Origin of the sequence: Paraburkholderia sediminicola (assembly GCF_046027355.1) — a bacterium.
Classification (GTDB): Bacteria; Pseudomonadota; Gammaproteobacteria; order Burkholderiales; family Burkholderiaceae; genus Paraburkholderia; species Paraburkholderia sediminicola_B.
On sequence record NZ_JAQQEK010000001.1, the window covers coordinates 403027 to 426006 of the forward strand.

21 protein-coding genes are annotated in these 22980 nt (G+C 64.8%); 10 read left to right on the forward strand and 11 right to left on the reverse strand.

Annotation, left to right across the window (positions count from 1 at the left end; genetic code table 11):
• The first annotated feature begins 19 nt into the window (after positions 1 to 19).
• Positions 20 to 1447, forward strand: coding sequence for a nicotinate phosphoribosyltransferase (locus PQR42_RS01890; RefSeq protein ID WP_408384680.1), 1428 nt, complete (start codon positions 20 to 22; stop codon positions 1445 to 1447).
• Here PQR42_RS01890 and PQR42_RS01895 read toward each other — a convergent pair.
• From PQR42_RS01895 to PQR42_RS01905, 3 genes are all read right to left on the reverse strand, one after another.
• Positions 1444 to 3291 (reverse strand): ABC transporter ATP-binding protein/permease, encoded by a 1848-nt coding sequence (locus tag PQR42_RS01895; protein WP_408384678.1) that lies wholly within the window; start codon positions 3289 to 3291, stop codon positions 1444 to 1446. The genes PQR42_RS01890 and PQR42_RS01895 overlap by 4 nt on opposite strands.
• Before the next feature lie 5 nt (positions 3292 to 3296).
• A complete protein-coding gene (locus tag PQR42_RS01900; RefSeq protein WP_408217857.1) occupies positions 3297 to 4187 on the reverse strand; it encodes an extracellular solute-binding protein in 891 nt (296 codons plus the stop codon).
• Between the two features lie 81 nt (positions 4188 to 4268).
• Positions 4269 to 5195: a hypothetical protein gene (locus PQR42_RS01905; RefSeq protein ID WP_408384676.1), complete on the reverse strand. Its 927-nt coding sequence runs from the start codon at positions 5193 to 5195 to the stop codon at positions 4269 to 4271.
• Between the two features lie 215 nt (positions 5196 to 5410).
• Between PQR42_RS01905 and PQR42_RS01910 the strand changes: the two genes are divergently transcribed.
• The 3 genes from PQR42_RS01910 (at position 5411) to PQR42_RS01920 (ending at position 7078) form a co-directional block, all read left to right on the forward strand.
• Positions 5411 to 5899 carry a molybdopterin-dependent oxidoreductase gene (locus tag PQR42_RS01910; RefSeq protein WP_408384674.1) on the forward strand — a complete coding sequence of 163 codons (489 nt, stop codon included), beginning with the start codon at positions 5411 to 5413 and terminating at the stop codon, positions 5897 to 5899.
• A 179-nt stretch (positions 5900 to 6078) separates the two neighbouring features.
• Positions 6079 to 6624, forward strand: a complete 546-nt coding sequence (locus tag PQR42_RS01915; protein ID WP_408385155.1) for a nitrogen fixation protein NifQ — start codon at positions 6079 to 6081, stop codon at positions 6622 to 6624.
• Between the two features lie 52 nt (positions 6625 to 6676).
• On the forward strand, positions 6677 to 7078 hold the full coding sequence (locus tag PQR42_RS01920; RefSeq protein WP_408217865.1) for a winged helix-turn-helix domain-containing protein: 402 nt from the start codon (positions 6677 to 6679) through the stop codon (positions 7076 to 7078).
• 24 nt (positions 7079 to 7102) lie between these two features.
• On the opposite strand, the gene PQR42_RS01925 is transcribed toward PQR42_RS01920, so the two are convergent.
• From PQR42_RS01925 to PQR42_RS01935, 3 genes are all read right to left on the reverse strand, one after another.
• Positions 7103 to 8455: a DUF2325 domain-containing protein gene (locus tag PQR42_RS01925; protein ID WP_408384672.1), complete on the reverse strand. Its 1353-nt coding sequence runs from the start codon at positions 8453 to 8455 to the stop codon at positions 7103 to 7105.
• A 148-nt stretch (positions 8456 to 8603) separates the two neighbouring features.
• Positions 8604 to 9203, reverse strand: a complete 600-nt coding sequence (locus PQR42_RS01930) for a hypothetical protein (RefSeq protein WP_408384670.1) — start codon at positions 9201 to 9203, stop codon at positions 8604 to 8606.
• Between the two features lie 190 nt (positions 9204 to 9393).
• A complete protein-coding gene (locus PQR42_RS01935; RefSeq protein ID WP_408241179.1) occupies positions 9394 to 10269 on the reverse strand; it encodes a LysR family transcriptional regulator in 876 nt (291 codons plus the stop codon).
• A 113-nt stretch (positions 10270 to 10382) separates the two neighbouring features.
• On the opposite strand from PQR42_RS01935, the gene PQR42_RS01940 reads away from it, so the two are divergent.
• From PQR42_RS01940 to PQR42_RS01950, 3 genes are all read left to right on the forward strand, one after another.
• Positions 10383 to 11945: an MFS transporter gene (locus PQR42_RS01940; RefSeq protein ID WP_408384667.1), complete on the forward strand. Its 1563-nt coding sequence runs from the start codon at positions 10383 to 10385 to the stop codon at positions 11943 to 11945.
• A gap of 124 nt (positions 11946 to 12069) precedes the next feature.
• Positions 12070 to 12555, forward strand: a complete 486-nt coding sequence (locus PQR42_RS01945) for a nuclear transport factor 2 family protein (protein WP_408384665.1) — start codon at positions 12070 to 12072, stop codon at positions 12553 to 12555.
• Positions 12556 to 12647: 92 nt separating this feature from the next.
• Positions 12648 to 13535, forward strand: coding sequence for a 2OG-Fe(II) oxygenase (locus PQR42_RS01950; protein WP_408384663.1), 888 nt, complete (start codon positions 12648 to 12650; stop codon positions 13533 to 13535).
• Between the two features lie 19 nt (positions 13536 to 13554).
• Here the strand turns inward: PQR42_RS01950 and PQR42_RS01955 are convergent, their stop codons facing one another.
• From PQR42_RS01955 to PQR42_RS01970, 4 genes are all read right to left on the reverse strand, one after another.
• On the reverse strand, positions 13555 to 14217 hold the full coding sequence (locus PQR42_RS01955; RefSeq protein ID WP_408384662.1) for a cation diffusion facilitator family transporter: 663 nt from the start codon (positions 14215 to 14217) through the stop codon (positions 13555 to 13557).
• A 165-nt stretch (positions 14218 to 14382) separates the two neighbouring features.
• Complete coding sequence (locus PQR42_RS01960) at positions 14383 to 14817, reverse strand: GNAT family N-acetyltransferase (RefSeq protein ID WP_408384660.1); 435 nt, start codon at positions 14815 to 14817, stop codon at positions 14383 to 14385.
• 37 nt (positions 14818 to 14854) lie between these two features.
• Positions 14855 to 16294 (reverse strand): MFS transporter, encoded by a 1440-nt coding sequence (locus PQR42_RS01965; protein WP_408384658.1) that lies wholly within the window; start codon positions 16292 to 16294, stop codon positions 14855 to 14857.
• A 486-nt stretch (positions 16295 to 16780) separates the two neighbouring features.
• On the reverse strand, positions 16781 to 17662 hold the full coding sequence (locus PQR42_RS01970) for an isocitrate lyase/PEP mutase family protein (protein ID WP_408217894.1): 882 nt from the start codon (positions 17660 to 17662) through the stop codon (positions 16781 to 16783).
• A 203-nt stretch (positions 17663 to 17865) separates the two neighbouring features.
• On the opposite strand from PQR42_RS01970, the gene prpR reads away from it, so the two are divergent.
• From prpR to ahpF, 3 genes are all read left to right on the forward strand, one after another.
• A complete protein-coding gene (gene prpR / locus PQR42_RS01975; RefSeq protein WP_408384656.1) occupies positions 17866 to 19851 on the forward strand; it encodes a propionate catabolism operon regulatory protein PrpR in 1986 nt (661 codons plus the stop codon).
• A 138-nt stretch (positions 19852 to 19989) separates the two neighbouring features.
• Positions 19990 to 20553: an alkyl hydroperoxide reductase subunit C gene (ahpC, locus tag PQR42_RS01980; protein ID WP_054035375.1), complete on the forward strand. Its 564-nt coding sequence runs from the start codon at positions 19990 to 19992 to the stop codon at positions 20551 to 20553.
• 152 nt (positions 20554 to 20705) lie between these two features.
• Positions 20706 to 22298 (forward strand): alkyl hydroperoxide reductase subunit F, encoded by a 1593-nt coding sequence (gene ahpF, locus PQR42_RS01985; RefSeq protein ID WP_408217900.1) that lies wholly within the window; start codon positions 20706 to 20708, stop codon positions 22296 to 22298.
• Between the two features lie 206 nt (positions 22299 to 22504).
• Here ahpF and PQR42_RS01990 read toward each other — a convergent pair whose 3' ends face one another.
• Positions 22505 to 22918 carry a DoxX family protein gene (locus tag PQR42_RS01990; protein ID WP_408217903.1) on the reverse strand — a complete coding sequence of 138 codons (414 nt, stop codon included), beginning with the start codon at positions 22916 to 22918 and terminating at the stop codon, positions 22505 to 22507.
• Positions 22919 to 22980: the final 62 nt, after the last annotated feature.

Sequence of the window (22980 nt, forward strand, 5' to 3'; positions counted from 1 at the left end):
CGTGAGCGCAGCATCGTCCATGCAAAACGAGTCCAACGGTCTCAACGATATCGCGTCGATCCTGTCCAATCCGATTCTCAACACGGATTCGTACAAGGCGTCGCACTACCTGCAATATCCGCCCGAAGCGTCGGCGATGTTCTCGTACATCGAATCGCGCGGCGGGCGCTACGACCGCACGCTGTTCTTCGGCCTGCAGATGCTGATCAAGGAATATCTGTGCCGCCCGGTCACAACGGCCATGATCGAGCAGGCCAAGGCGTTTTTCACGGCACACGGCGAGCCGTTCAACGAAGCGGGCTGGCGCTACATCGTCGAACACCACGGCGGTTATCTGCCGGTGCGCATTCGCGCGGTGCGGGAAGGCTCGGTCGTACCGACGCACAACGTGCTCGTCACGGTGGAATGCGACGACCCGCAGGTGTTCTGGCTGGCGTCGTATCTGGAGACCATGCTGCTGCGCGTGTGGTATCCGATTACAGTCGCGACGCAAAGCTGGCATTTGCGCAAGACGATCCGTGGCTATCTGCTCAAGAGCAGCGACGATCTCACGCAATTGCCGTTCAAGCTGCACGACTTCGGCGCGCGTGGCGTGTCGAGCGCGGAGTCGGCGGCGATCGGCGGCGCGGCGCACCTCGTCAGCTTCATGGGCTCGGATACCGTGCTCGGCGTGGTCGCGGCGAATCACTACTACAACGAGACGATGGCGGCGTTCTCCGTGCCGGCGGCGGAGCACAGCACGATCACCTCGTGGGGCCGCGAGCGCGAGACCGACGCGTTCCGCAACATGATTGCGCAGTTCGGTAAGCCGGGGTCGATCGTGTCGGTGGTGTCCGACTCCTACGATCTGTTCGCCGCGCTCGACGCCTGGGGCACGAAGTTGAAGCAGGCGGTGCTCGACTCCGGCGGCACACTGGTGATCCGGCCCGACTCAGGCGACCCGCAGACGATCGTGCTGCAAACCCTGCGGGCACTCGAGGCATCGTTCGGATCCGTGGTGAATGGCAAAGGGCGGCGCGTGCTCAACAACGTGAGGGTGATTCAGGGCGACGGCGTGAATCCCGATTCGATCGAAGCGATTCTTGCCGCCATGGACGAAGCCGGTTTCGCGGCGGACAACATCGTGTTCGGCATGGGCGGCGCGCTGTTGCAGCAGATCAACCGCGACACGCAGCGCTTCGCGATGAAGTGTTCCGCGATCCGTTTGGGCGATGAGTGGCATGACGTGCTCAAGGACCCCGTCACGGATGCAGCGAAGCGCTCGATGAAAGGGCGGCTGACGCTGCTGGTGAATCGCCACACGGGCGAATATCGAACGGCGACGCTGCCCGTTGCCATCGAAGGCGATTGGGAAGAAGCGCTGATGACGGTGTTCGATTCCGGCAAGCTGCTGGTCGATATGTCGCTTGCCGAAATCAGAGGCCGCGCTCACGCGCACGAAAGTTAATGCGGGCTGCTCGCTTGCCAGACCGCGACGCCTGACGCGCGGATATCGATCCGGCACGGCGTGCCTTCACGCAGGCGGGCATCTTCATTGGCGATGTCGAATCGCACTCCGGCAATATTCACGCGGACATAGCGCTCGCCGCGCCGCAATTCGACCGCGTCGACCACACCGGCATGCATGCCGTCTTGTTCAACGACGATGGCATGCGACGACACGCGCCACATGACGCGCTGGCCGGTGCTCATATCGAGCCCACTGTCGCCTGTTCCGATCACGAAGCCCGGTGCGATCTCAACTTGTCCTGAAGCGCTCATCACGCCTTCGCCGACGTTGTGCAAGCCGAGCAGGCCGGCCACCCGCATCGAAGCCGGCCGCTCGAACACGGCGTCGATAAAACCTGCTTGCAACACACGGCCCTGTTCGACGACCAGGACTTCATCGGCCAGCAATGCGGCTTCATCCGGATCGTGCGTGACGATGATCGTCACCGCCGCGATCTCGCGCTGCAAGGCGCGCAACGATTGCTGCAAGCGGCGCCGCCGCGGCGTATCCAGCGCGGCGAACGGCTCATCGAACAGCAACAGTTCGCTATGCCGTGTCAGCGCGCGCGCAAGCGCGACGCGCTGCCGCTGGCCAAACGACAATTGATGCGGCAGGCGCGCGACCAGTTGCGCGAGACCCAGATGATCGAGCCAGTAGCGCGCGCTGGCGCGATCGGCATCGACGGGAAAGGCTAGTTGCTGCGCTACCGTCATATGCGGAAACAGGCCGTAGTCCTGCGGCATATAACCGATCTGCCGACGCTCCGGCGGCAGTGTGTTCAATGGCGTCGCGCCGAGCGTCACGCTGCTCGACGCGTTGGATTCGAGCCCCGCAATCAGACGCAGCGCCAACGACTTGCCCGAGCCCGACGGCCCGATGATCGCGAGGCGCCGCGTGACGGGCGTCCATGCGATGTCGAGATCGAACGCGCCCAGCCGCCGTTGCAAATGGAAGGCGAGGCTCAGGTCCGTGGTTTCGCCGCGGCTCGCCGTCAAGTCCGCGCCGGGTTCGAGCGCGTCGTCGCCGTTTTCGGTTTGCTCGAGCGTGGTCTTTTGCCGAAGGCTATAAATCGACAACGCCGCGCAGACGATCGCGATGGCGAGCGTCGGCAGCAGCAAGGGCATCATCGCCGGCAGCCCCTGGCCGCCGAATACGACGTATGTATAGACCGGCAACGAATACGGGTGATAGGCCACCATCACGGTCGCGCCGAATTCGCCGAATGCGCGCAGCCACGCGAGCGCGAGTCCCGCGCGAATCGCCGGCCATGCAACCGGCAGCATGACCCGGAAGAAGCGGCTGCCGGTGTGATGGCCGAGCGTCGCGGCCACGTCGTCGAGCACCGGGTCGACGGCGGTGAACGCGGACTTGGCGGCAATGATGAGGAAGGGCGCGGCGACGAAGACTTCCGCGAGTACGATGCCGGCGAACGAATCCGTGAGCATGCCATTGGTGAGTTGGCCGACCCAGCTATACGGGCCGAGGAGAAACAACAGCAGTACGCCGCTGGTGAGCGGCGGCAGCGCCAGCGGCAACTGCACGACAAAGCCAAGCAGCGCCACCTTGCGCGAGTTCGAGCGCGCCAGGAAATAGCCGAGCGGCACGCCGCCCAGCAGAATCGCGAGCGAGGCGACGCTCGCGCTTGCCGCCGATACACCGACGGCCGACCACGTCGCGCGCCAATCGACATTCGCCCAGTCCGCCGCGCCGAGCTGCGGCACGCTCGCGACAAACGGAGCGCACAGATAGACGGCCAGCAGCGCCGCCAGCCACAGCAGCGGACGCGCAGCGGTACGTTTCACCGCGCTTACTGCGCGGCGGCGTCGATCACGGCTTGCACCGAAGGCGGCATGGCTTGCACGTTGCCGCTCACGGTCGGTTTGATGACGTCCACTCCATGTTGCTTGAGCAGCGCGCGGCCTTTCGCGCTCAACAGGAAGTCGACGAAACTGCTCGCGCCTTCACGGTTCGGCGCGTCGCCGAGAATCGTCAGCGTGTAGCTGGCCTTGGCCTGCAATTCGGGCGCGGGGCGGATCGCCGGAATCTTCAGGTCGGACGTTTCGGTGGAATAGAAAAAGCCGGCGTCGAGCTGGCCGGATTGCAGGCGGCCAACCAGCGTTTCCTCAGGCAACACCTGCTCGGGGTTTTCCGCGGCACCGAGCGTTTTCTCGACGAGGTCCGGCTGATGGTAGAGCTCAGCCGCCTTGGTCACCATCTCGACGGTGAACGCGCCCTTCGGGTCGAGCTTCGGATCGGTCCGGCCGATGCGGATGCCCGGCTCCTGCAGCACCTGGTCCCAGCGCTTGTTCTTGAACTGCGGCGCGAACTTGCTCTGCGGGTTGTAGCCGATCATCAACGGCGATTCGGCGAAGTTCACATACCACGTGACGTGGTCGCCGTTGGCTGCGCCCGTCAAACTGTCATTCACCTTGGGGCTCGCGCTGATGAACACGTCGCCGCGGCGCAGCTTGCCCTTGATCTCGTTGGCGATCTTGTTCGAACCCGCCGCGTAGCCGCGGAAATGCTGGCCGGTGGCTTTCTCGAATGCCGGGCCGATGCTGCGCTCCATCAGATTGACGAGCGAGCCGGCGTACAGCACGTTGACCGTGTTGTCCTGCGCGAAGGCGGGCGCGGCCGTCACGATGCCGGTAACGACCACGACAGGAGCGACGAGAGAAGCGAGCAGCTTGCGAATCATGCGATAACCCCGATACGTTATTAAGAGCGCTATATTACGACGTCATCGCATAGTCTTGTGTGACGACAACGCCGCTGCGCTTCAGTTGAGTGGAAAGCTGCGCACGTAGCTGGTGCCGCTCGCGCTGGCGGCGCGGTCGATCGCGTAGAGCTTGCCGCGCGGCGCATCGACGGCCACGCCGCGGGCGTCCTGAAAGTCGTTTGCAAGCACGCTGATCGTGCCGTCCGGCGCGATCCGGCACAGGCCCGTGGCATTGCATTTGGTGTACAGCTTGCCGCCCGCGTCGACGGCCATCAGGTCCGGGCTGTTGATCTGCACGAACGTGCCGGTCGGCGCCACGGCCTGCGATCCGCCAAGCAGCGCGCTCAGACTCGCTTTGACGATGTCGTTGTTGGCCTGGTCCGAGACGTAGACGGCGTCGCCCGACACGGCGACCCCGACCGGCTTGCCAAGGCCGCTCAGCAGATCGCGCTCGATCGCCGTGTGAGCGGCCGGATCGTACGTGATGAGGCTCAGCCCGCCTTGCAGCGGATTGCTGCCGATTTTGACGAACCACGTCGAGAGCAAACGGTTGGAGCCGATCGAGATCAGGCCAAGGCGGCGGCGCGCCGGATCGGGGCCGCTCAGCGCCGCGATCGCATCGACGCCCGTGATGCTGAACACCGCGCTTGCCGTGCCGAAGCCGAAGCGTTCGATCATCAGCGTGGACGCGTCGGCGAAGCTCAATTGACTCAGGCTGTTCGACTGGCCGGCCACCGCCGGCACGCTCGCGTAATGCGCGAACGTGCGGCCGTCGGGCGAGGAGAGCACGCTACTGGTCTGGTCGTCGGTGATGAAGACGGCACCGTCCGCCGCACGCACCGCGATGCCGTTCGGCGACGCGCTCACCGCGTTCTTTTGCGGCGTGACGGTGATCTCGTCGCCGCCACAACTGGCGAGCGCCGCGATCAGTCCGAGGGAGACGAAAGCGTGACGCGTGGTGCGTCGCCAGGCGGGTGAGAAGCGCATGTGATCTCCTGAGTGACCCGCCTGCGCACTGGCTGTATGCCAGGGCGCCCACGCGTGCCGTGATTGTTATGAATGACAATCGGCCGGGTCATATTCCCGGCGATATGGCGCGTATCGACGCAGTTTTGCGCGCAAGCCGCCATCGCAGCGTAATATACACACGGACATAACGTGTGAACAAGCCGCTCGGGCGCACATGCTGGAGATAAACGGATATGGATAGTGTGAATGTGATTGCCGCGCCCGCTGTCGACAGCGCGCTCGTTCTGAGCGGACGATTCCAGCGGCCGCTTTCATTCGGCCTCGATGAACTCAAACGCTACGAAAGCGTGGTGGCCACGCCGTTCGATCTGCGTTGCTATACGACCAACCGCTTTATTCGCAGCGTCGAGCCGTATCGCGGCGTGCGCCTGACGACGCTGATCACGGAAGCGGGTTTGCCGAACAGCGTGCCGGGCGAATTCAAGCGCACGGTGTTCGTCGCGGTGGGGCACGACGGCTATGTCGTGACGTTTTCGTGGCACGAACTCTTCAACACGCCGGTCGGCGAGAACGTGATGGTCGCGTATGAATGCGGCGGCCGAGCGCTCGACGCTGAAGACGGCGCGCCGATTCTGTTTTCCGGATCGGACATCCTGCCTGCGCCGCGCCATGTCAAACGGCTCGCGCGGATCGAGGCGCATGTGTTGGGACCGTTGGCGTAAGTGGACGTGAAGCGTGGCTGGCAGGCGTAACATGGTCCGCTGGTCCACGCCGCATTGCCGCCATGTCTGACGATCCGCTTGCACGCGCTATTGGTGTTGCCGCATCCGGCATGGAAGCGCCGTTGTGGGCGCTGTCGTTGTCCTTGTCGCTGCCGCAGGACACGCAGGCCGCCGCGCGCATGACCCACTGGCTGGACGCGGCCACGGACGCTGCGTCGCCCGATACACAACTCTTCGCCAAACTGATCGCCGAGCGCGACGCGCGCAACGAACTCGCGCTGCTCGGGCTCGAGCAGCCAAAGTGGCGCGCGCTGCTGGCGCGGCACTTTGCGCGTGCCGCCGTCCCGGCCGCGCTGCCGTTGGTGGTCACTTCGAGCGAGCACGCGGAATTCGTCCGCACGCTCCACGCGCTCTTGCTCACGCACACCAGCGCCGCGATCCATGCCGACGACGCGCACTGTCTCGCCTCGATCATCGCCCATGCCTGTTTGCGCCCGGATCACCTATGGCGCGACCTCGGCCTCGCCGGCCGCGACGAAGTCACGTGGATGCTGACGCGCTATTTCCCCACGCTCGTGGCGCTCAATACCGCCAACTTGCGGTGGAAGAAATTCCTCGCTCAACAACGCGCGCTGTCATTGGGTTTGCAGCCTGGCCCGGCACCAGGTTGTCCGGGCTGCGAAGACTACGGGCATTGCTTCCCGGAGCTTCATGGAGGACTGTGATGGCCGTTCGGCCAGGGTGGCGGCACGAGACGGTTCGTGTATGCTTTCGCGCATGGCTGACATCTCAAAAAAACAACCCGCACCCGCGGCAAAAAAAACCGCGAAGTCGCGCCCCGAAGTGCGCTTCAGAATGCGCATCCGTAGCGGCGACGCGGTCGCGCTCGGGCCGGGCAAAGTCGAATTGCTCGAAGCCGTGCGCGAATTCGGCTCGATCTCGGCGGCGGCGCGCAGCCTCGATATGTCGTACCGGCGCGCCTGGCTCTTGATCGACGAACTGAACCGTTCGCTCAAGTCGCCTGCCACGCATTCGGAGCAGGGCGGCCAGAGCGGCGGCGGCTGCACGCTCACGCCCGTGGGCGAAACCATCATTCGGCTGTATCGCGACGTCGAAGTCGAGGCGCAGCGCAGTTGCGCGAAGCAGATCGCCGAGTTGACCAGGCTGATCCGCTCCTGAGCGGCCGGCTTCGTTCGAGCGCTGTCAGCCGTGCCGCAGGCAGAACGCCGAAGGCGGCGGATTGCCCAGTTGCGCGAGATGCTCGGGATGCAGGCGCGCCATCAATTCGACGAAGCTCGCCACGCTCGCCGTGCGCAGCGGGTGATAGTCGATCTGATGGCGTTCACAGACGCGCTTGAGCGTATTCATCGAATCGTGGTCGATGCAGTCGACCGGAAACACGACGAGATCCGCACCCGGCAACGCCGCGGCAAGCAGACCCTTGCGATCTTCCACGCCGCCGTCGTGCACGACCAGTTCGCCGCCCGCCACTTCCACCAGCCGCTTGAGCGCCGCGTTGGAGCCGGGCCTGCCGCCCACATACACGATCCGTTTGCCTTGCACGCTGTCGAGACTCGCCCGGCGCGTGCCTGCTCCGTTCGCCGCGTCCGCTGCGTCCACCGTCGCGCGTTCGAGGGCGTCGCATTCGCTTTGCACCAGCTTGAGCAGCGTGAGCGTCTGATCGTGGCTCCGGCGCAGCACGAGCGCCGCCTCCTGTTCCTGGAGCGCGCGCTGTTCCGCGGCCTCGCGACGGCTCGTATGCAGGGCGACGCGCTGATCGGCGTCGGCCAGTTTGTCGCGCAGCCGTTGCGCTTCGACTTCGAGACCGGCGGCGTCGGCTGGTATCTGGCGGGTTGACTGCGCCGTGAGCTGCGCGATCTGCTCGTTGAGCGCCGTAATCGACGCGTCGCGTTGCAGGCTGAGTTCCTGCAAACGGCTCTGCTGACGCTCGATTTTCTCTTTCAGTTCGGCGTTTTCCTCTTCCAGCGCGACCAGCCGGCGAATGTCCGCGCGATTGGCCGCGCCCACCAGGTGCGACAGCATGTGCAATTCGCCGAATGCTTTCTGGCGCACGGGCATGGTCGCAAATGGATGCGTCATCAACGCCCAGTAGGCGGGCGGGATGTCACCGCTCTTCAGCGCTTCGTCCCAGAGCTTGAGCAGGTCGACGTCGTCGGTGGCTTTGTCGAAGCGGCGGATCGCGCCTGCATAGTGTTCGTCGAGCAGTTTGTGCAGCGCCTTGGCGGCCGCGCCGCCTTCGATCGCGAGTTCGACCGCCGAGTGATGGATCTCGAGATCGCTCGCGTCGCGGCGGTCGAGTCCCGTGAATTTGGGCACCAGCTTGCGCAACTCATGCGTGCTCAGACACGTGCCGATGATCGAACAATGCAGATGGCTGTCGAGTTCGGCGAGGCGCGCGCGCCGTTTTGTGTTCGAGAACGACACTTTGGCAGGCGCGCAGCACGTGTCGGCGGCGCCCATGCCGGTGCCGGCAAGTTCGTCGCCGGACAGTTTCAGACGCGTGGGCTGGGCGAGACGGAACGGGGGCGTGTGCATGGGAATCTCGAATCCGGTTCGGTGTCAGGCGGGTTGAAAGTGCAGATGAAGCTCATGGCGCACTTTCGCCGCGCGAGCGCGGCCGGCGGTATATTCGGAAAGATATAACGATGGGCGGGAGAGAGCGTTCATCTACGTCTGTCGCGAGTCAGTCGTTGGAAGGGGTGAGGGCGGGCTCGGCGACGCGTGCTTTGCGTCGGGCCGCCGTGCCGCCCGCCGGGCTTCGAACAGTGGAGGCGCGCTTGCCGGCAATCGGGCTCGTGTCACTCGCCGCCCGTGCATGCTGTTCGAGCACATGCCCGACGCACAGGCCCACGAAGGCCGCGTCGAGCCGTTCGAGTTCCGCGACCACCTTGCGCAGTGCAGCCAGGTCGTTGCTGAACGTGTCGGAAAAGATCGCGTCGCGCAGTTGTTCGGCGGAGCGCGCTTCCTCGATCGCCGCTTTCAGGTCGCGCAGACGCGCGAACGCCGCGGCTCTCGCCCGCTCGGCGAGAATCGATAGCAACTGGTTCAGCGAATGCGAGCCGGACGTGCCGACCGAGGCGAAATTCAACTGGTCGTCGGTGAGCATCAGCACGAAACGCTGCACGCTGCCGTAGAGGCGCCGGTAGGCGTCGACGACATCGCGGATCGATTCGGCGCGACCGCGCTCGGACGCCGACTTCACCGCGACGATGGTCGACGACAGTTCGTTCGGCAAGCGCCCGAGGCGTTCAGCCGGGGCGGATGAAATGGATCGACTGCGCACCGCTACTGGCTCCTGCTGGCTCGTTTGGCCTCGTCGCGCGTGGCTGCCAGACGCGCTGAAAGACGCGCTGAAAGACGCGCCGCCACGCACCACGAAGCCTAACGTGATATTCGGCAGGATATAACGAAAAGCGGCCCGCGTGTTGAACAGAAGCCGTTTCCGGGCGCGTTGCGTCGCCTTCAGACCCGCGTCACTTGTGCCGTGCGAAGTCGAGAAACGCCTTCACAGCCGGGGCCCGCTCGTACTTCCGGAAGGCAATCGCGATCTCCGAAGCGATGGGTTGCCCGGCGATGTCGCGGTACACCACACCCGGCAACGCGATGCAGTCCGCCAGCGTATGCGGCACGACGGCGACGTAGCCGCCCAGCGACACGCAGGCCAGCACCGAGGCGAGCGTGCCGGGGCGCGGCCCGAGCCGCGCGGAGAAGCGTCCGCGCCGCGCCACTTCGAAGGTGCCGGCTTCCTGTTCCGGCAGCACGAAGCACTGGTCGCGCAGTTGCGCCGGCTTGACGCTCGCCGAGGCCGCCAGCGCTGAATCGGCCGGCAATGCGAGGACGAACTGGTCGCGATGCACGGTCGTGGCCTGAATGCCGTCGGCCAGCAGCATCGGCGGGCGCACGTAGGCGGCGTCGAGCAGGCCGTCGCGCAGCATGGCGGCGACGTTGTCCATCGGCACCTCGCGAATCGAAATGTCGACGCCCGGATGCGCGCCGCGAAATCCGCCGACGTCGCGCTGCAACACGCCCGCATACGCCGCCGACGCCACATAGCCGACTTCGACGCGCCCAAGTTCGCCACGCTCGGCCAGCACCGCGCGCTCCTCGCCGCGCGCGAGGTGATCGAGCGCGACGAGCGCCTCGGCGAGATAGGCGCTGCCCGCCGCGCTCAACGCAACCGAGCGCTTGGTGCGATGAAAGAGCCGCACGCCGAGCAGCCGTTCAGCCTCCTGAATCAGCTTGGTCAGCGACGGCGCGGCGATCCCCAATTCGTCGGCGGCGCGCGAGAAATGAAGCTGTTTCGCGACGCAAACGAAGGCATGGATATGACGGAGTTCGAGTTGCCGCATGGTCTTTTGTATTTCCGCTGGAGCTAATTATTTTGTGATTTTATGCCAATGACAGGCAATAGAGGCGTCGCTACCATTGAGTCGACCTGAACTCGCCGCCCATTTGCCCCCGTATGCCGTCTCCTTCCTCACACCGACCAACGCCGGCCAACCCCGCGTTCGTGCTGGCCACCGCCTCGGCCACCTGCGCGCTGATCGTGCTGGACACCAATGTCGTGGCGGTCTCGCTGCCGTCGATCGCGCGCTCGTTCCACGCAAGTTTCGCCGACGTCGAATGGGTCGTCAGCGCATACATGGTCGCGTTCGCGTCGTGCCTGCTGCCCGCGGGCGGTCTCGCTGACCGCGTCGGCCGCAAGAAAATGCTGCTGCTCGGGCTTGCGGTGTTCTTTCTGGCGTCGCTTGGATGCGGCGCGGCGCCAACGGCTGCGGTGCTGAACATCGCGCGGGCGGTCAAGGGCGTCGGCGCGGCGATGCTGCTCACCGCCGCGCTCGCCGTGATCGCGAACACGTTTCACGAAGGCCCCGCCCGCGTGCGCGCGTGGGCCGTGTGGGGTACCTGCATGGGCCTCGCGACCACCGTGGCGCCGCTGGTCGGCGGCGTCATCACGCAATGGTTCGGCTGGCGCTGGATCTTTCTGCTGAATCTGCCGGTGTGCGCGGTGCTCGCGTGGTGCGCGTCGCGCGCGATCGTCGAGTCGCGCAATCCGAAACCCGGTCCGCTCGATATCGCCGGCAGCGTGTTGTTCGGTAGCGCGCTCGCGCTCGGCATCTGGGCGCTGATCGAAGTGCCGGCCGACGGCCTCGCGAGCTGGCCGACGGCCATGCGGCTCGCGGCCTGCGCGCTGTTGTTCGGCGCATTCGTTCAGGTCCAGCGGGTGCGAGCGCATGCGATGGTCGATCTCGCGCTGTTCCGGCAACCGCGCTTCGTCGCCGCCGTGCTCGCCATGTTCGGTTACGCCGCCTGCGCGCAGGTGATGATGACGTTCCTGCCGTTGTATTTGCAGAACGCGTTCGGTCTGTCGGCGGTGGCCGCGGGCGTCGGCATGCTGCCGTTCGCGCTGTCGATGGTGATCGGGCCGTATATCGGCGCCGCGCTCGGCAGGCGTATGTCGAGCATGGCCTTGCTGTCGACCGGCTTGCTGCTGATTGGCCTCGGCAACCTGTTGACGGCCGCGGTTGCGGGCGACGAGCGCTATGCGCTGGTCGCGCTCGGCATGATCGTGACGGGGCTTGGCGCCGGGATTCTGAACGGCGACACGCAGAAGGCGATCATGGCCTGTGTGCCGCCGGATCGGACCGGCATGGCCTCCGGCATCAGCACGACGACGCGCTTCACTGCCATCGTGACTGCGGTCGGGGTGCTCGGCGCGGTGCTCGCGGCGCGCACGCACACGGCGTTCCTCGCGGCGACGCCGTTGACGCCCGACGTGAAAACCGCGCTCGATGCCGGCTTCATGTCGCGCGTGCTGGCCGGCGATACGGCGCAGGCCACGGCGACTTTGCCGCCCGCGATACGGGCCACGCTGATGTCGGCCGCGCACGCGAGCTTTGCGAGCGGCTTTGCCGCCGCGCTGGGTCTGGCGGCGGTCATTGCCGTGTCGATTGCTGCCGGCGTCTGGCTGCTGGCCGGCAGAAGCGAGGCCCCGCGGGTGCGTGGCGCGGCGTCGAACGGGTAGGCACGCTGCTTCGCCCCGTGAGCGGTGTTTTCCGATATCGTGTGCGGCGTGCCCGCCGTCGAATGGTCGCCGGGCGCCTATTCCGGATCGACTTCAAAAACGGGCAACGCACGATATCAAAACAATGAGCCATCCCAACACCAACACCGAACTGATCCAGCGTTTCTACACGGCGTTCCAGCAACGCGACGCCGAAACCATGGTGGCCTGTTACGCCGACGACGTCGTCTTCAGCGACCCCGCGTTCGGCGAGCTGCGCGGCGAGGAAGCACGCGATATGTGGCGCATGCTGGTGGCCCGCGCGCAGGACTTCTCGCTGACGTTCGAAGGCGTCGAAGCGGACGACCGTAGCGGCCGTGCCCACTGGGTGGCCAGTTATCTCTTCAGCCAGACGGGGCGCGCGGTGGTCAACCGCATCGACGCCCGTTTCGTGTTCCGCGATGGCCGTATCGTCGAGCATCGCGACAGCTTCGACTTGTGGAACTGGACGCGTCAGGCGCTGGGCCTCAAAGGGACGCTGCTCGGCTGGTCGCCGCTCGTGCAGCGCGCCATCCGGGCGCAGGCGAGAAAGGGCCTCGACCTCTACCGGCGTCGTCAGCAGCGCACTTGAGCAGCGCGCCGCAGTCAGGCCTAAGACCGCCCGCTTGCTATCATTCAGCCACGTGATGCTGAATTTCTTCAAGCGGACGAACGAGGAATGCTATGCCAGTAGTGGATGCCGCATGGGAAGAGTGGCTGAGCAGCAACGTGGCGCGCGGCTGCAGTCCCGATTCGATGGTCGACGCCATGGTGCAGGCCGGTTTCGCCACCGACGCCGCGCGCGCGGCCGTGCACAGAACCTTCGGCCAGGACCCAGCTAAACCGGCGAATCCGGCCTTTGCCGCGGCGGCCGCGACGGAGGCGGCGCTCGCCAGAGCCGCGCCCCAAACCTACCAATACGACGATCCGCCCGTCGCGCGTGGCAATGTGATCCGGGCGCACGATCGTGACGTACGGGTGCTGATGCGCTGCGAGCGGCCGCAAGTGATCGTGTTCGGCGACGTGTTGTCGCCGGACGAATGCGCCGAGATGATCGAGCGCTCGCGTCATCGGTTAAAGCGCTCCACCACGGTCAATCCCGATACCGGCAAGGAAGACGTGATCCGCAACCGCACCAGCGAAGGCATCTGGTATCAGCGCGGCGAAGACGCGTTTATCGAGCGGATGGACCGGCGCATTTCGCGTCTGATGAACTGGCCGGTCGAAAACGGCGAAGGGTTGCAGATTCTGCACTACGGCACGACCGGCGAATACCGTCCGCATTTCGACTATTTCCCGCCCGATCAACCCGGCAGCGCGGTGCATACCGCGCAGGGCGGCCAGCGCGTCGCCACGCTGGTGATCTATCTGAACGACGTGCCCGACGGCGGCGAAACCATCTTCCCCGAAGCGGGCATGTCGGTCGCGGCAAGGCAGGGCGGCGCGGTGTATTTCCGCTATATGAACGGCCAGCGCCAACTCGATCCACTGACCTTGCATGGCGGCGCACCGGTGCTCGGCGGCGACAAATGGATCATGACGAAGTGGATGCGCGAACGCGCTTACGGTTGACGCAAACCGATTCCAGATTCTATTCAGCCGGCTGGCCGGCGGTGGCAGTCGCATTGCCCGGCGCGCCGGCGAACAGTTGCTTCAACGCCGCGCGGCCGCTCACGTAGCCCATGCGCATGATCATCAGGCCGATCGCCGCGCCGGCGATGTGATCGAGCATCGGCATGCCGGCCAGGCTGCCGGCGAGTCCCAACGTCGCCACCAGCGCCGACACCGCGTCGACGCGCGCATGCCATGCGCTGGCCAGCAGAATCGCTGAACCCGTGCGGGTACCTTCGGCGCGCATATAGCGAAACAGCACTTCCTTGGCGACCATCACGAAACTGCTCACCGCCAGCGCGCCGATATGCATCGCGGTACCGCCGCTCAGCGTCGAGGTCTGCGCGATGCTGGTCCAGAGCATCTCGGCGGCGGTGACCATCAATACGGCGGCGATGAACAGCGCGGCCAACGCCTGCTCGATGCCGGTGTCGGCGCCGTGGTCGACATCGCGCGGTTTCGCATGCTGGTGTCTTGTGGTGAGGTACAGCACGATCAGCACGACGCCGTCGGCGGCGAGGTCGCTCAAGGTGTGCACGCCATCGGCAAAGAGCCCGTCCGAATGCGCCGTGAGGCCGATGGCGATCTGCATCGCCGAAAGGAAAGCATTGAGCAGCGCGCTGGCGGAAGCGGCCTTAAACAAGGCAGCCGCCGTTGACGGAATCGCTGCGGGGCTCGCGCGCGAAATGCTGTGGCATGGGCGGGGGACGGTTTTTGCTGTTTCTGCGGTTTCTGTTCCCGCAGCAAATTAACCGTCCAACGTGGCACGCCGATGACAGCGCCGCGAGGTTCGCGGCGCGCGCCAGGCTCAGGCCGTCTTGTAGACGTCCGGGTTATGCAGCTCCATATAACGCTCCGGCGTCGCGAGTCCGGTGAAGCCGTGCGGCTCGTACACGCGATGGGCGTCCGTCGTCACCAGCACGATTCTTCGCAAGCCTTGCAGCGAGGGGCTGGCGAAAACGTGCTTCATCAACGCGGACGCGTATCCCTTGCCGCGATACGCCGGCAGCACGAACACGTCGCACAGGTATGCGAAGGTCGCCTCGTCCGTGATCAGGCGCGCGAACGCGATCTGCCTGCCCTCGATATAGCCGCCGAAACACAGCGAGCCCGCGACGGCCCGCTCGAACGTCTCGCGCGGCATGCCCTTGGCCCACGGGGTTTCTTGCGACAGGAACGTGTAGACCATCTCGATGTCGAGATCGGCCTGGTCATTCGAAAACGTCAGTTCGGGTGCTTGCAACGCGTGTCTCCGCTCAATTGATCAAAGCGCTTCTTCATCAACCCTTCGCCGGGTCTTCGCTGCCGCGCGAACCGCCGCCGATGCTCTGGCCGGCATCGCGTGCAAGACCCATGTAGCCGATCACGGATGCCAGCGTCACCACGCCCGCGAACAGAAACGCGAGGCGGAAATCGTCGAGCGTGAAAACGCGACCCGTGGTCTCGCCGTTGAAGAAGGCCGCCGCGCGCAGCGACACCGCGCCGAAGGCGATACCGAGACCAATCGTCATCTGCGCGGCCGCGCTCCACAGCGTGCTCGCCGCGCTCATCTGCGGTTGCGCGACGTCGGCATAGGCGAGCGTGGCGAGCGTCGAGAATTGCATCGAACGCGCCACGCCGTAGATGAACACGACGAACAGCACCAGCGCGAGCGGCACGTTCGGGCTCAGCAATCCGCACGCGATGATGAACACGCCGGCCACCGTCACGTCGACGATCGACACCATGCGGAAACCGTAACGCTGCAGGATGCGCGTGGTCAGCGCCTTCATGCCGAGGTTGCCGAGCGCGCTCGCGAGCAGCAGCAGCCCCGACTTGAACGCCGACAAACCGAAGCCCACCTGGAACAGCAGCGGCATCAGATAAGGCACTGCGCCGATGCCGATGCGCGTGAACGAGCCCGTCACCACCGTCACGGAGAAGGTCGGAATCTTCAGCGTCGAGACGTCGACGAGCGGATGCGGATGATGCTTCGCATGCTGGAATGCCACCACGCCCATCAGCAAACCGCCGACGATGATCGCACCGGCGATCCACGGATTCTCGCCGGGCTGGCTCGCCAGTTCCGCGCCGTAGAGAATCGCCGTCAACGTCGCGCCGCTGAGCAGCAGGCCGACCACGTCGAGCGGCTTGCGTTCGGTGCCACGCAGGTTCGGCACAAGTGCGAGCGCAACGGCCATTGCCGCGAGGCCGAACGGCACGTTGAGCAGGAAGATCCAGCGCCACGACGCGTAGGTCGTGATGAAGCCGCCGATCGGCGGTCCGACCACGGGCGCGGCAATCGCCGGCCACGTGATGGTCGAGATCGCCTGCATCATGCGGCTCTTTTCGGTGCTGCGGACCACGATCAGGCGTCCGACCGGCACCATCATCGCGCCGCCCATGCCTTGCAGGAGGCGGGCGGCGGTGAACTCGGCGACGTTCTGCGACAGGCCGCACAGCACGGAAGCCACGGTGAACACGCCGATCGCGCTGAAAAATACCGTGCGCGAGCCGCAGCGGTCGGCGACCCAGCCGCTTGCGGGGATGAAGATCGCCAGCGCCAGCATGTAGGCCGTCATGCCTAGACTGAGGCTGTTGGGCCCGACACCGAACGATTGCGCCATCTGCGGCAGCGCGGTGGCGATCACCGTGGTGTCGAGGTACTCCATGAAGAAGGTGGCCGCGACGATATACGGCAGCCAGCCGATGTGCGCGTTGCGGGTGTCGCCGCCGCTCATTGCGCTGCTCCCGCCGCGCTGCTTGAAGTGTCGTGCGAGCGCGTGTCAGCGCCGATGCAGTGCCGGCGCATTGCGCGCGATGGTTTGGCCTTCATGTTCTTGCGACTACCTTTTGAGAACGTGTTTCCGGCATCCGGACGAGGCGGACGAGCGACGGGATCGCGGCCGCGGCTGTGGCGCGTCGGCCAGGCCATCGAGGACGGCAAGCGAGCGCCAGCCCTGAATCCTAACGCAATAAATGGCGCCATACCGTCGATCACGGCAAGCGCCGCGCGCGGCGTGCCTGCGGGTCGGCACGCCTGCACGCCCGTCCGCAGGCGGAAAGCCCGCAGCCTGCAAGCCCCAGACCCGCCGACCGGCATGCCGGCAGACCCGAAGACCCGCATCCCCGGACACCCGGACACCCGGACACCCGGACACCCGGACACCCGGAAGCGGGCAAGCCCGTTTGCCCATGCAGCGAAAGCACGGTCCTCTAAACGCCGCTCAATCTTTCGCGGCGTACTCGCGGTCGAGCTTGTCGTACAGCGGCTTGTTGACGAGCCGCTGGCGTTCGCTGAACGGCGCGACCAGCGTGGCGTCCTCGTCGAGGCGGCCATTGCTCTTCAGCGTGCCGAGCGCGCGCTGCATGCCGAGCACCGCGCCTTGCAACGCCGCGTTCGCGTACAGCACGATGCCGTAGCCCAGTTTGGCGAGCGCCTCGCGCGATTGCACGGGCGTCTTGCCGCCGATCACGATGTTGATCAGTTGCGGCTTGTCGAACAGCGCGGGCAGACGTTCGATGTCGGCGAGCGATTCGGTTGCTTCGATGAACAGGATGTCGGCGCCGGCTTCGATGAAGCGATGGCCGCGCTCGATCGCGTCCTCGATGCCGTGCACCGCGGCCGCGTCGGTGCGCGCCATGATCTGCAGATTGCCGTCTTCGCGGGCATCCACGGCCGCGCGGATCTTGCCGACCATCTCGCTCGCGCTGACCACTTCCTTGCCGGAGAAGTGGCCGCATTTCTTCGGCATGATCTGGTCTTCGAACTGGATCACGTCGGCGCCGCTGCGCTCGAGCACGCGCACCGTCTGACGCACGTTCAGCGCGTTGCCGAAGCCGGTGTCGGCATCGACGATCAGCGGCAGCGCGACCGCGTCGCGAATCCGCGCGGTATGTTCGGCGACTTCGGCAAGACCGATAAAGCCGAGGTCGGGCAGGCCGAGCGACATATTGGTGACGCCTGCACCCGTGATGTAGATCGCCTCGAAGCCAGCGTCCTCGATTACGCGGGCGCTCATCGCATTGAAGGCGCCGGGCACGAGCAGGCCCTGGCGTTCGTTGACTTTGGCGCGGAAGGCCGCGCGGCGGGTGACGGATGTAGTCATGACGGTGTGTCTCCTTTCAGGAAAGTCGGATATCGAGCCGGGTGTCTTTTCGCAGGAAGCGTGCCATTTCTCGGCGTTGGCGGTTTGTCCCAAACAATCAGCGAGTTAGCAAAAAAGCGGCGGGGCGGGCGTTCGTGGCACAATGGGCCTTCCGTTCCATGAAACGTTCCATGGAACGTTTCAACGTAAACCGGAGTGCCGCAGTGTCCACTTTCACGTCGTCCCTTGCGAATCCCGATCCGGGCCGCCCAGGCATTGCATTGGTGAGTATCAGCCGGTTGCAGTCGCTTTGCGAGACCGTCGCACCGCGCTATGCCGGCCGCGCGAAAATCTTCTCGGTCCGGGAAGGCTACGGCGCGGCCGTCACCGCCTTGCAGGCCTACGTGGACGCAGGCTCCGTCGACGTCGTGCTGGCCGCCGGCTCGAACGGCGCTTACCTACGCGACAACCTGAACGTGCCGGTGGTGATGGTCAAGGTGAATGGCTTCGACGTGCTGAGCGCGATCACCCGCGCCACGACCACGTGGCCGAATGCGCAGATCGGCCTCGTGCTGCATGAAACGATCTCGCACGAACTGGCCGACCTGAGCGCGTGGCTGAAAGTCAGCCTGAAACAGCGCGCCTACCGGTCGATCGACGAAGTGCGGCTCGCGGTCGACAGCCTCGCCGCCGAAGGCTGCAGCGTCATCATCGGGCCCGGCATGGCTTGCGATTTCGCCCAGCAGGCGGGGCTCGCGAGCGTTTTCCTGTACTCGCTCGGCGCGGTCGAAGAAGCGTTCGAGCGCTCGGTCGAGCTGGCGCGCGTGAGCCGCCAGAAGGAATCGAAGCGCGTACGCCTGAACACGATCGTGGCGCATCTGCGCGACGGCGTCGCGGCCTTCGACGACGCCGGCCAGGTCGAAGCCGTCAATCCGGCCATGCTCGATCTGCTGGGTCTCGATCGCGACCAGGACGTGCCCGCGCAAGTCGAGCGCGCCGTCGGGCCGTTGCTGCGTGAGACGCTCGAGCACGACCTGCCGATCGAGGAACGTATCGAACAGATCGGCGGACGCGCGCTGATCGTCAATTGCGTGCCGATCGTGGAGCAGGGCGTGCGCTCCGGCTCCGTGGTGACCTTGCAGGACGCGCTGGTCGCGCAGCGGATCGACCGCTCGCTGCGCACTAGCCAGCGGCCGAAGCATCTGGTCGCGCGGCATCAACTGGACGATCTGATCGGCAACTCGGCGGCGCTCGCGCGCGTGCGGCGGCTGGCGCGCGCGGGCGCGGCGCACGATGCCACCGTGCTCCTGAGCGGCGAAAGCGGAACCGGCAAGGAGTTGGTCGCGCAAGGCATCCACAATGCGAGCCGGCGGCGCGGCAATCCGTTCGTCGCGTTCAACTGCGCGGCGCTGCCCGAAGGGCTGATCGAAAGCGAACTGTTCGGTCACGAGGAAGGCGCATTCACGGGCGCGCGGCGTGGCGGCAAGCCGGGGCTGTTCGAAATCGCCCACACGGGGACGATTTTCCTCGACGAAATCGGCGAGATGCCGGCCGCGCTGCAAAGCCGTCTGCTGCGGGTCCTGCAGGAGCGCGAGGTGATGAAGCTCGGCTCGGGACGCGCCACGCCAGTCGACGTGCGGGTGATCGCCGCCACTCACCGAGATCTTCACGCGCTCGTCGAGCAGGGCGCGTTTCGCGCGGATTTGTATTTTCGTCTGAACCTGCTTCAGATAGAATTGCCGCCGCTGCGTGAACGGCGCGACGATGTTCCGCAACTGGCGCGGCACTTGTTGAGCCGCAGTGTGCTCCAATATGGGCTGTCGGAGGCCGCGCTCGAGCGAGTGCTGGCGTTTCTCGCGCCCCTGTTCGAGCAGTACGCGTGGCCCGGCAATGTGCGGGAGCTGGAAAATCTGCTGACGCGCGCCGCAATCTATCTCGGCGATGCAGCAGGTGAAGCCGGCCAGGATTGGCAGGCGGTGTTTCCGGAATTCGGGCGCATGAAACACGCGGCGGCCGTCAAGGCGAGTGCAAGCGGCACAAAAAACGGCACAAACGGCGCGAATGCCGCCGCAGAAACCGCCCCAAGCCGCCTCAGTCCGACCCGCGAGGACGTTCTGCGCGCCCTCGAACAGGCCGGCGGCAACCGCGCTGCGGCAAGCCGCGCGCTGGGAATCGGCCGCACAACACTCTGGCGGCTTCTGAAACACTGATCCAAGGCGTGATAGGCAGGAGTAGCGCGGTAAATAGCGTCAGACTATCGCCATCATTAAAACACTCCGCTTTACCTATTAAGCGTCGTCTGACATACTGACTCCACTTTCCAACCACTTCGAAAGAGGACTCAGTAAATGCCGATCATCAACAGTCAAGTCAAACCGTTTAAGGCACAGGCGTATCACAATGGCGATTTCCAGACCGTCACTGAAGAAAGCCTGAAGGGCAAGTGGTCGGTTTTCGTTTTCTACCCGGCTGACTTCACCTTCGTGTGCCCGACCGAACTGGGCGACCTGGCCGATCGTTACGCCGAATTCAAGAAGCTCGGCGTCGAAATCTACAGCGTCTCGACCGATACGCACTTCACGCACAAGGCATGGCACGACACGTCGGACACGATCCAGAAGATCAAGTACCCGATGATCGCTGACCCGACGCTGGCAATCTCGCGCAACTTCGACGTGCTGATCGAAGAAGAAGGTCTGGCACTGCGTGGCACGTTCGTGATCAACCCGGAAGGCGAAATCAAGCTGGCCGAAATTCACGACAACGGCATCGGCCGTGACGCCGGCGAGCTGCTGCGCAAGGTGCAAGCTGCGCAATACATCGCGGCTCACCCGGGTGAAGTGTGCCCCGCCAAGTGGACGCCGGGCGCAGAAACGCTGACCCCGTCGCTCGATCTGATCGGCAAGATCTAAGGTCTCTCGTCCTCTCGCAGTCAGCGCCTCGCGGCGTATCACCGTGCGGACCGCTTCTTACAGTGGTTCGCGCGTCCCCGGGCCGCACCTGTCCTATCCGGATGCGTGCGGCGCCGGGAACCCAACACCCATCGTCACGGAATCGAATAGCCATGCTTGATGCCAATCTCAAGACTCAGTTGAAAACGTACCTCGAAAAGGTTAGCAGGCCTATCGAGATCGTCGCGTCGCTCGACGACAGCGCGAAATCGCAAGAGCTGCTGGCATTGCTGAACGATATCGCGACGTTGTCGGAACGCGTCAACGTGATCGAGCGTCGTGGCGACGCCGAGCGCAAGCCGTCGTTTTCGATCGGCGAGCCGGGCAAGGATACGGGCATCCGTTTCGCCGGCATTCCGATGGGTCATGAATTCACGTCGCTCGTGCTTGCGCTGTTGCAGGTCGGCGGCCATCCGGTCAAGCTCGAAGACGCCGTGATCGAACAGATCCGCAATCTCGACGGCGACTATCAATTCGAAACGTATTTTTCGCTGTCATGCCAGAACTGCCCGGAAGTCGTCCAGGCACTGAACGTGATGGCGCTGATCAACCCGCGCATCCGCCACGTCGCGATCGACGGCGCGCTGTTCCAGAACGAAGTCGAAGCGCGCCAGATCATGGCGGTACCGACCATGTTCATGAACGGCGAAGTGTTCGGCCAGGGCCGCAGCGGCGTGAAGGAAATCCTCGCGAAGCTCGACACCAACGCCGGTGCGCGTGCCGCGAAGGAACTGGAAAAGAAGCCGGTGTTCGATACGCTGATCGTCGGCGGCGGCCCCGCTGGCGCGGCTGCGGCGATTTATTCGGCGCGTAAGGGTATTGCGACGGGTGTCGTGGCGGAGCGCTTCGGCGGCCAGGTGTTGGACACGCTGGCTATCGAGAATTTCGTCTCCGTAACGGAAACCGAAGGACCGAAGTTCGCCACGGCGCTGGAACAGCACGTGAAGAGCTACGAAGTCGACATCATGGACGTGCAGCGTGCTGAAGCGCTGATTCCGGGCCGCATCAATGAAGTACGTCTGGCGAACGGCGCGGTGCTCAAGGCCAAAACGATCATTCTGGCGACGGGCGCGCGCTGGCGCGAAATCAACGTGCCGGGCGAGCGCGAATACCGCAATCATGGTGTGGCGTACTGCCCGCACTGCGACGGTCCGTTGTTCAAGGGCAAGCGCGTCGCGGTGATCGGCGGCGGCAATTCCGGCGTCGAAGCAGCGATCGACCTGGCGGGTATCGTGCGTGAAGTCACGCTGTTCGAGTTCGGCGCCACGCTGCGTGCCGACGAGGTGCTGCAACGCAAGCTGCGCAGCCTCGCGAACGTGACCATTGTCACGCAGGCCCAGACCACGGAAATTACCGGCGACGGCAAGAAGGTCAACGGTCTGGTCTACAAGGATCTGCGTTCGGGCGAAGTGAAGCAGATCGAACTGGAAGGCGTGTTCGTGCAGATCGGTCTTGTTCCGAACACCGAATGGCTCAAGGGCACGGTCGAGTTGTCGAAGCACGGCGAGATCGTCGTCGATGCACGCGGCGCGACGTCGGTGCCGGGCGTATTCGCCGCCGGCGACGTGACCACGGTGCCGTTCAAGCAGATCGTGATTGCCGTGGGCGAAGGCGCGAAGGCATCGCTCTCCGCGTTCGATCATCTGATCCGCAATAGTGAAGAAGTGGAAGTGGTTGGAGAAGCAGAGGCTGAAGTAGTGGCCTGATGCGGTTGTGTGAGTAGTGGACGGCGGCCTTTGGGCCGCCGTTTTTGTTTGCGGTTGCAATACGGTCTGGCCGACTATCCGCCCGGCCATTCGCGAGCGCGTTCTCGCGCAGTTCGCCGGTTAGCGGCAAACGATTCAGCGCAAGAAAAAGCCGCCCGGCGTCAACCGGGCGGCTCTCTTTTGGCGTGCCGTGCAAGACAGCAGATTCAACGCCGGTCGATCGAATACTTCCCGGCGCCCGTCACACACAACAGCAATAATCCGCCGATGATGCTGATGTTCTTGTAGAAGTGAATCATATTGTCGTACTGCACTGCGCCGGTCATGTTCCAGTAGTGATGGCCGATGAACGCGGCGCCGAGCGTATAAACCGCGAGCAGCAAGGCAAGCGGTCGCGTAAAGAAACCGACCAGCAGCGCGATACCCACGACAAACTCCATCACCACGGCGATCACTGCCGACAACTCGGGCACCGGCGCGCCGCTCGACGTCATATAAGCCACGGTGCCGGAAAAACCGGTGAGCTTCGACCAGCCGAACATGACGAACAGCACCATCAACAGGATGCGGGCGACGAGAATGACCGCGTCTTTCTGATTTTCAAACAACGAATAGCGCATGATTTTTTCTCAACAGGGTAGGAAGAGGGCGGTTCGCCGAAATGTCTCCGGCGAGCCCGCAC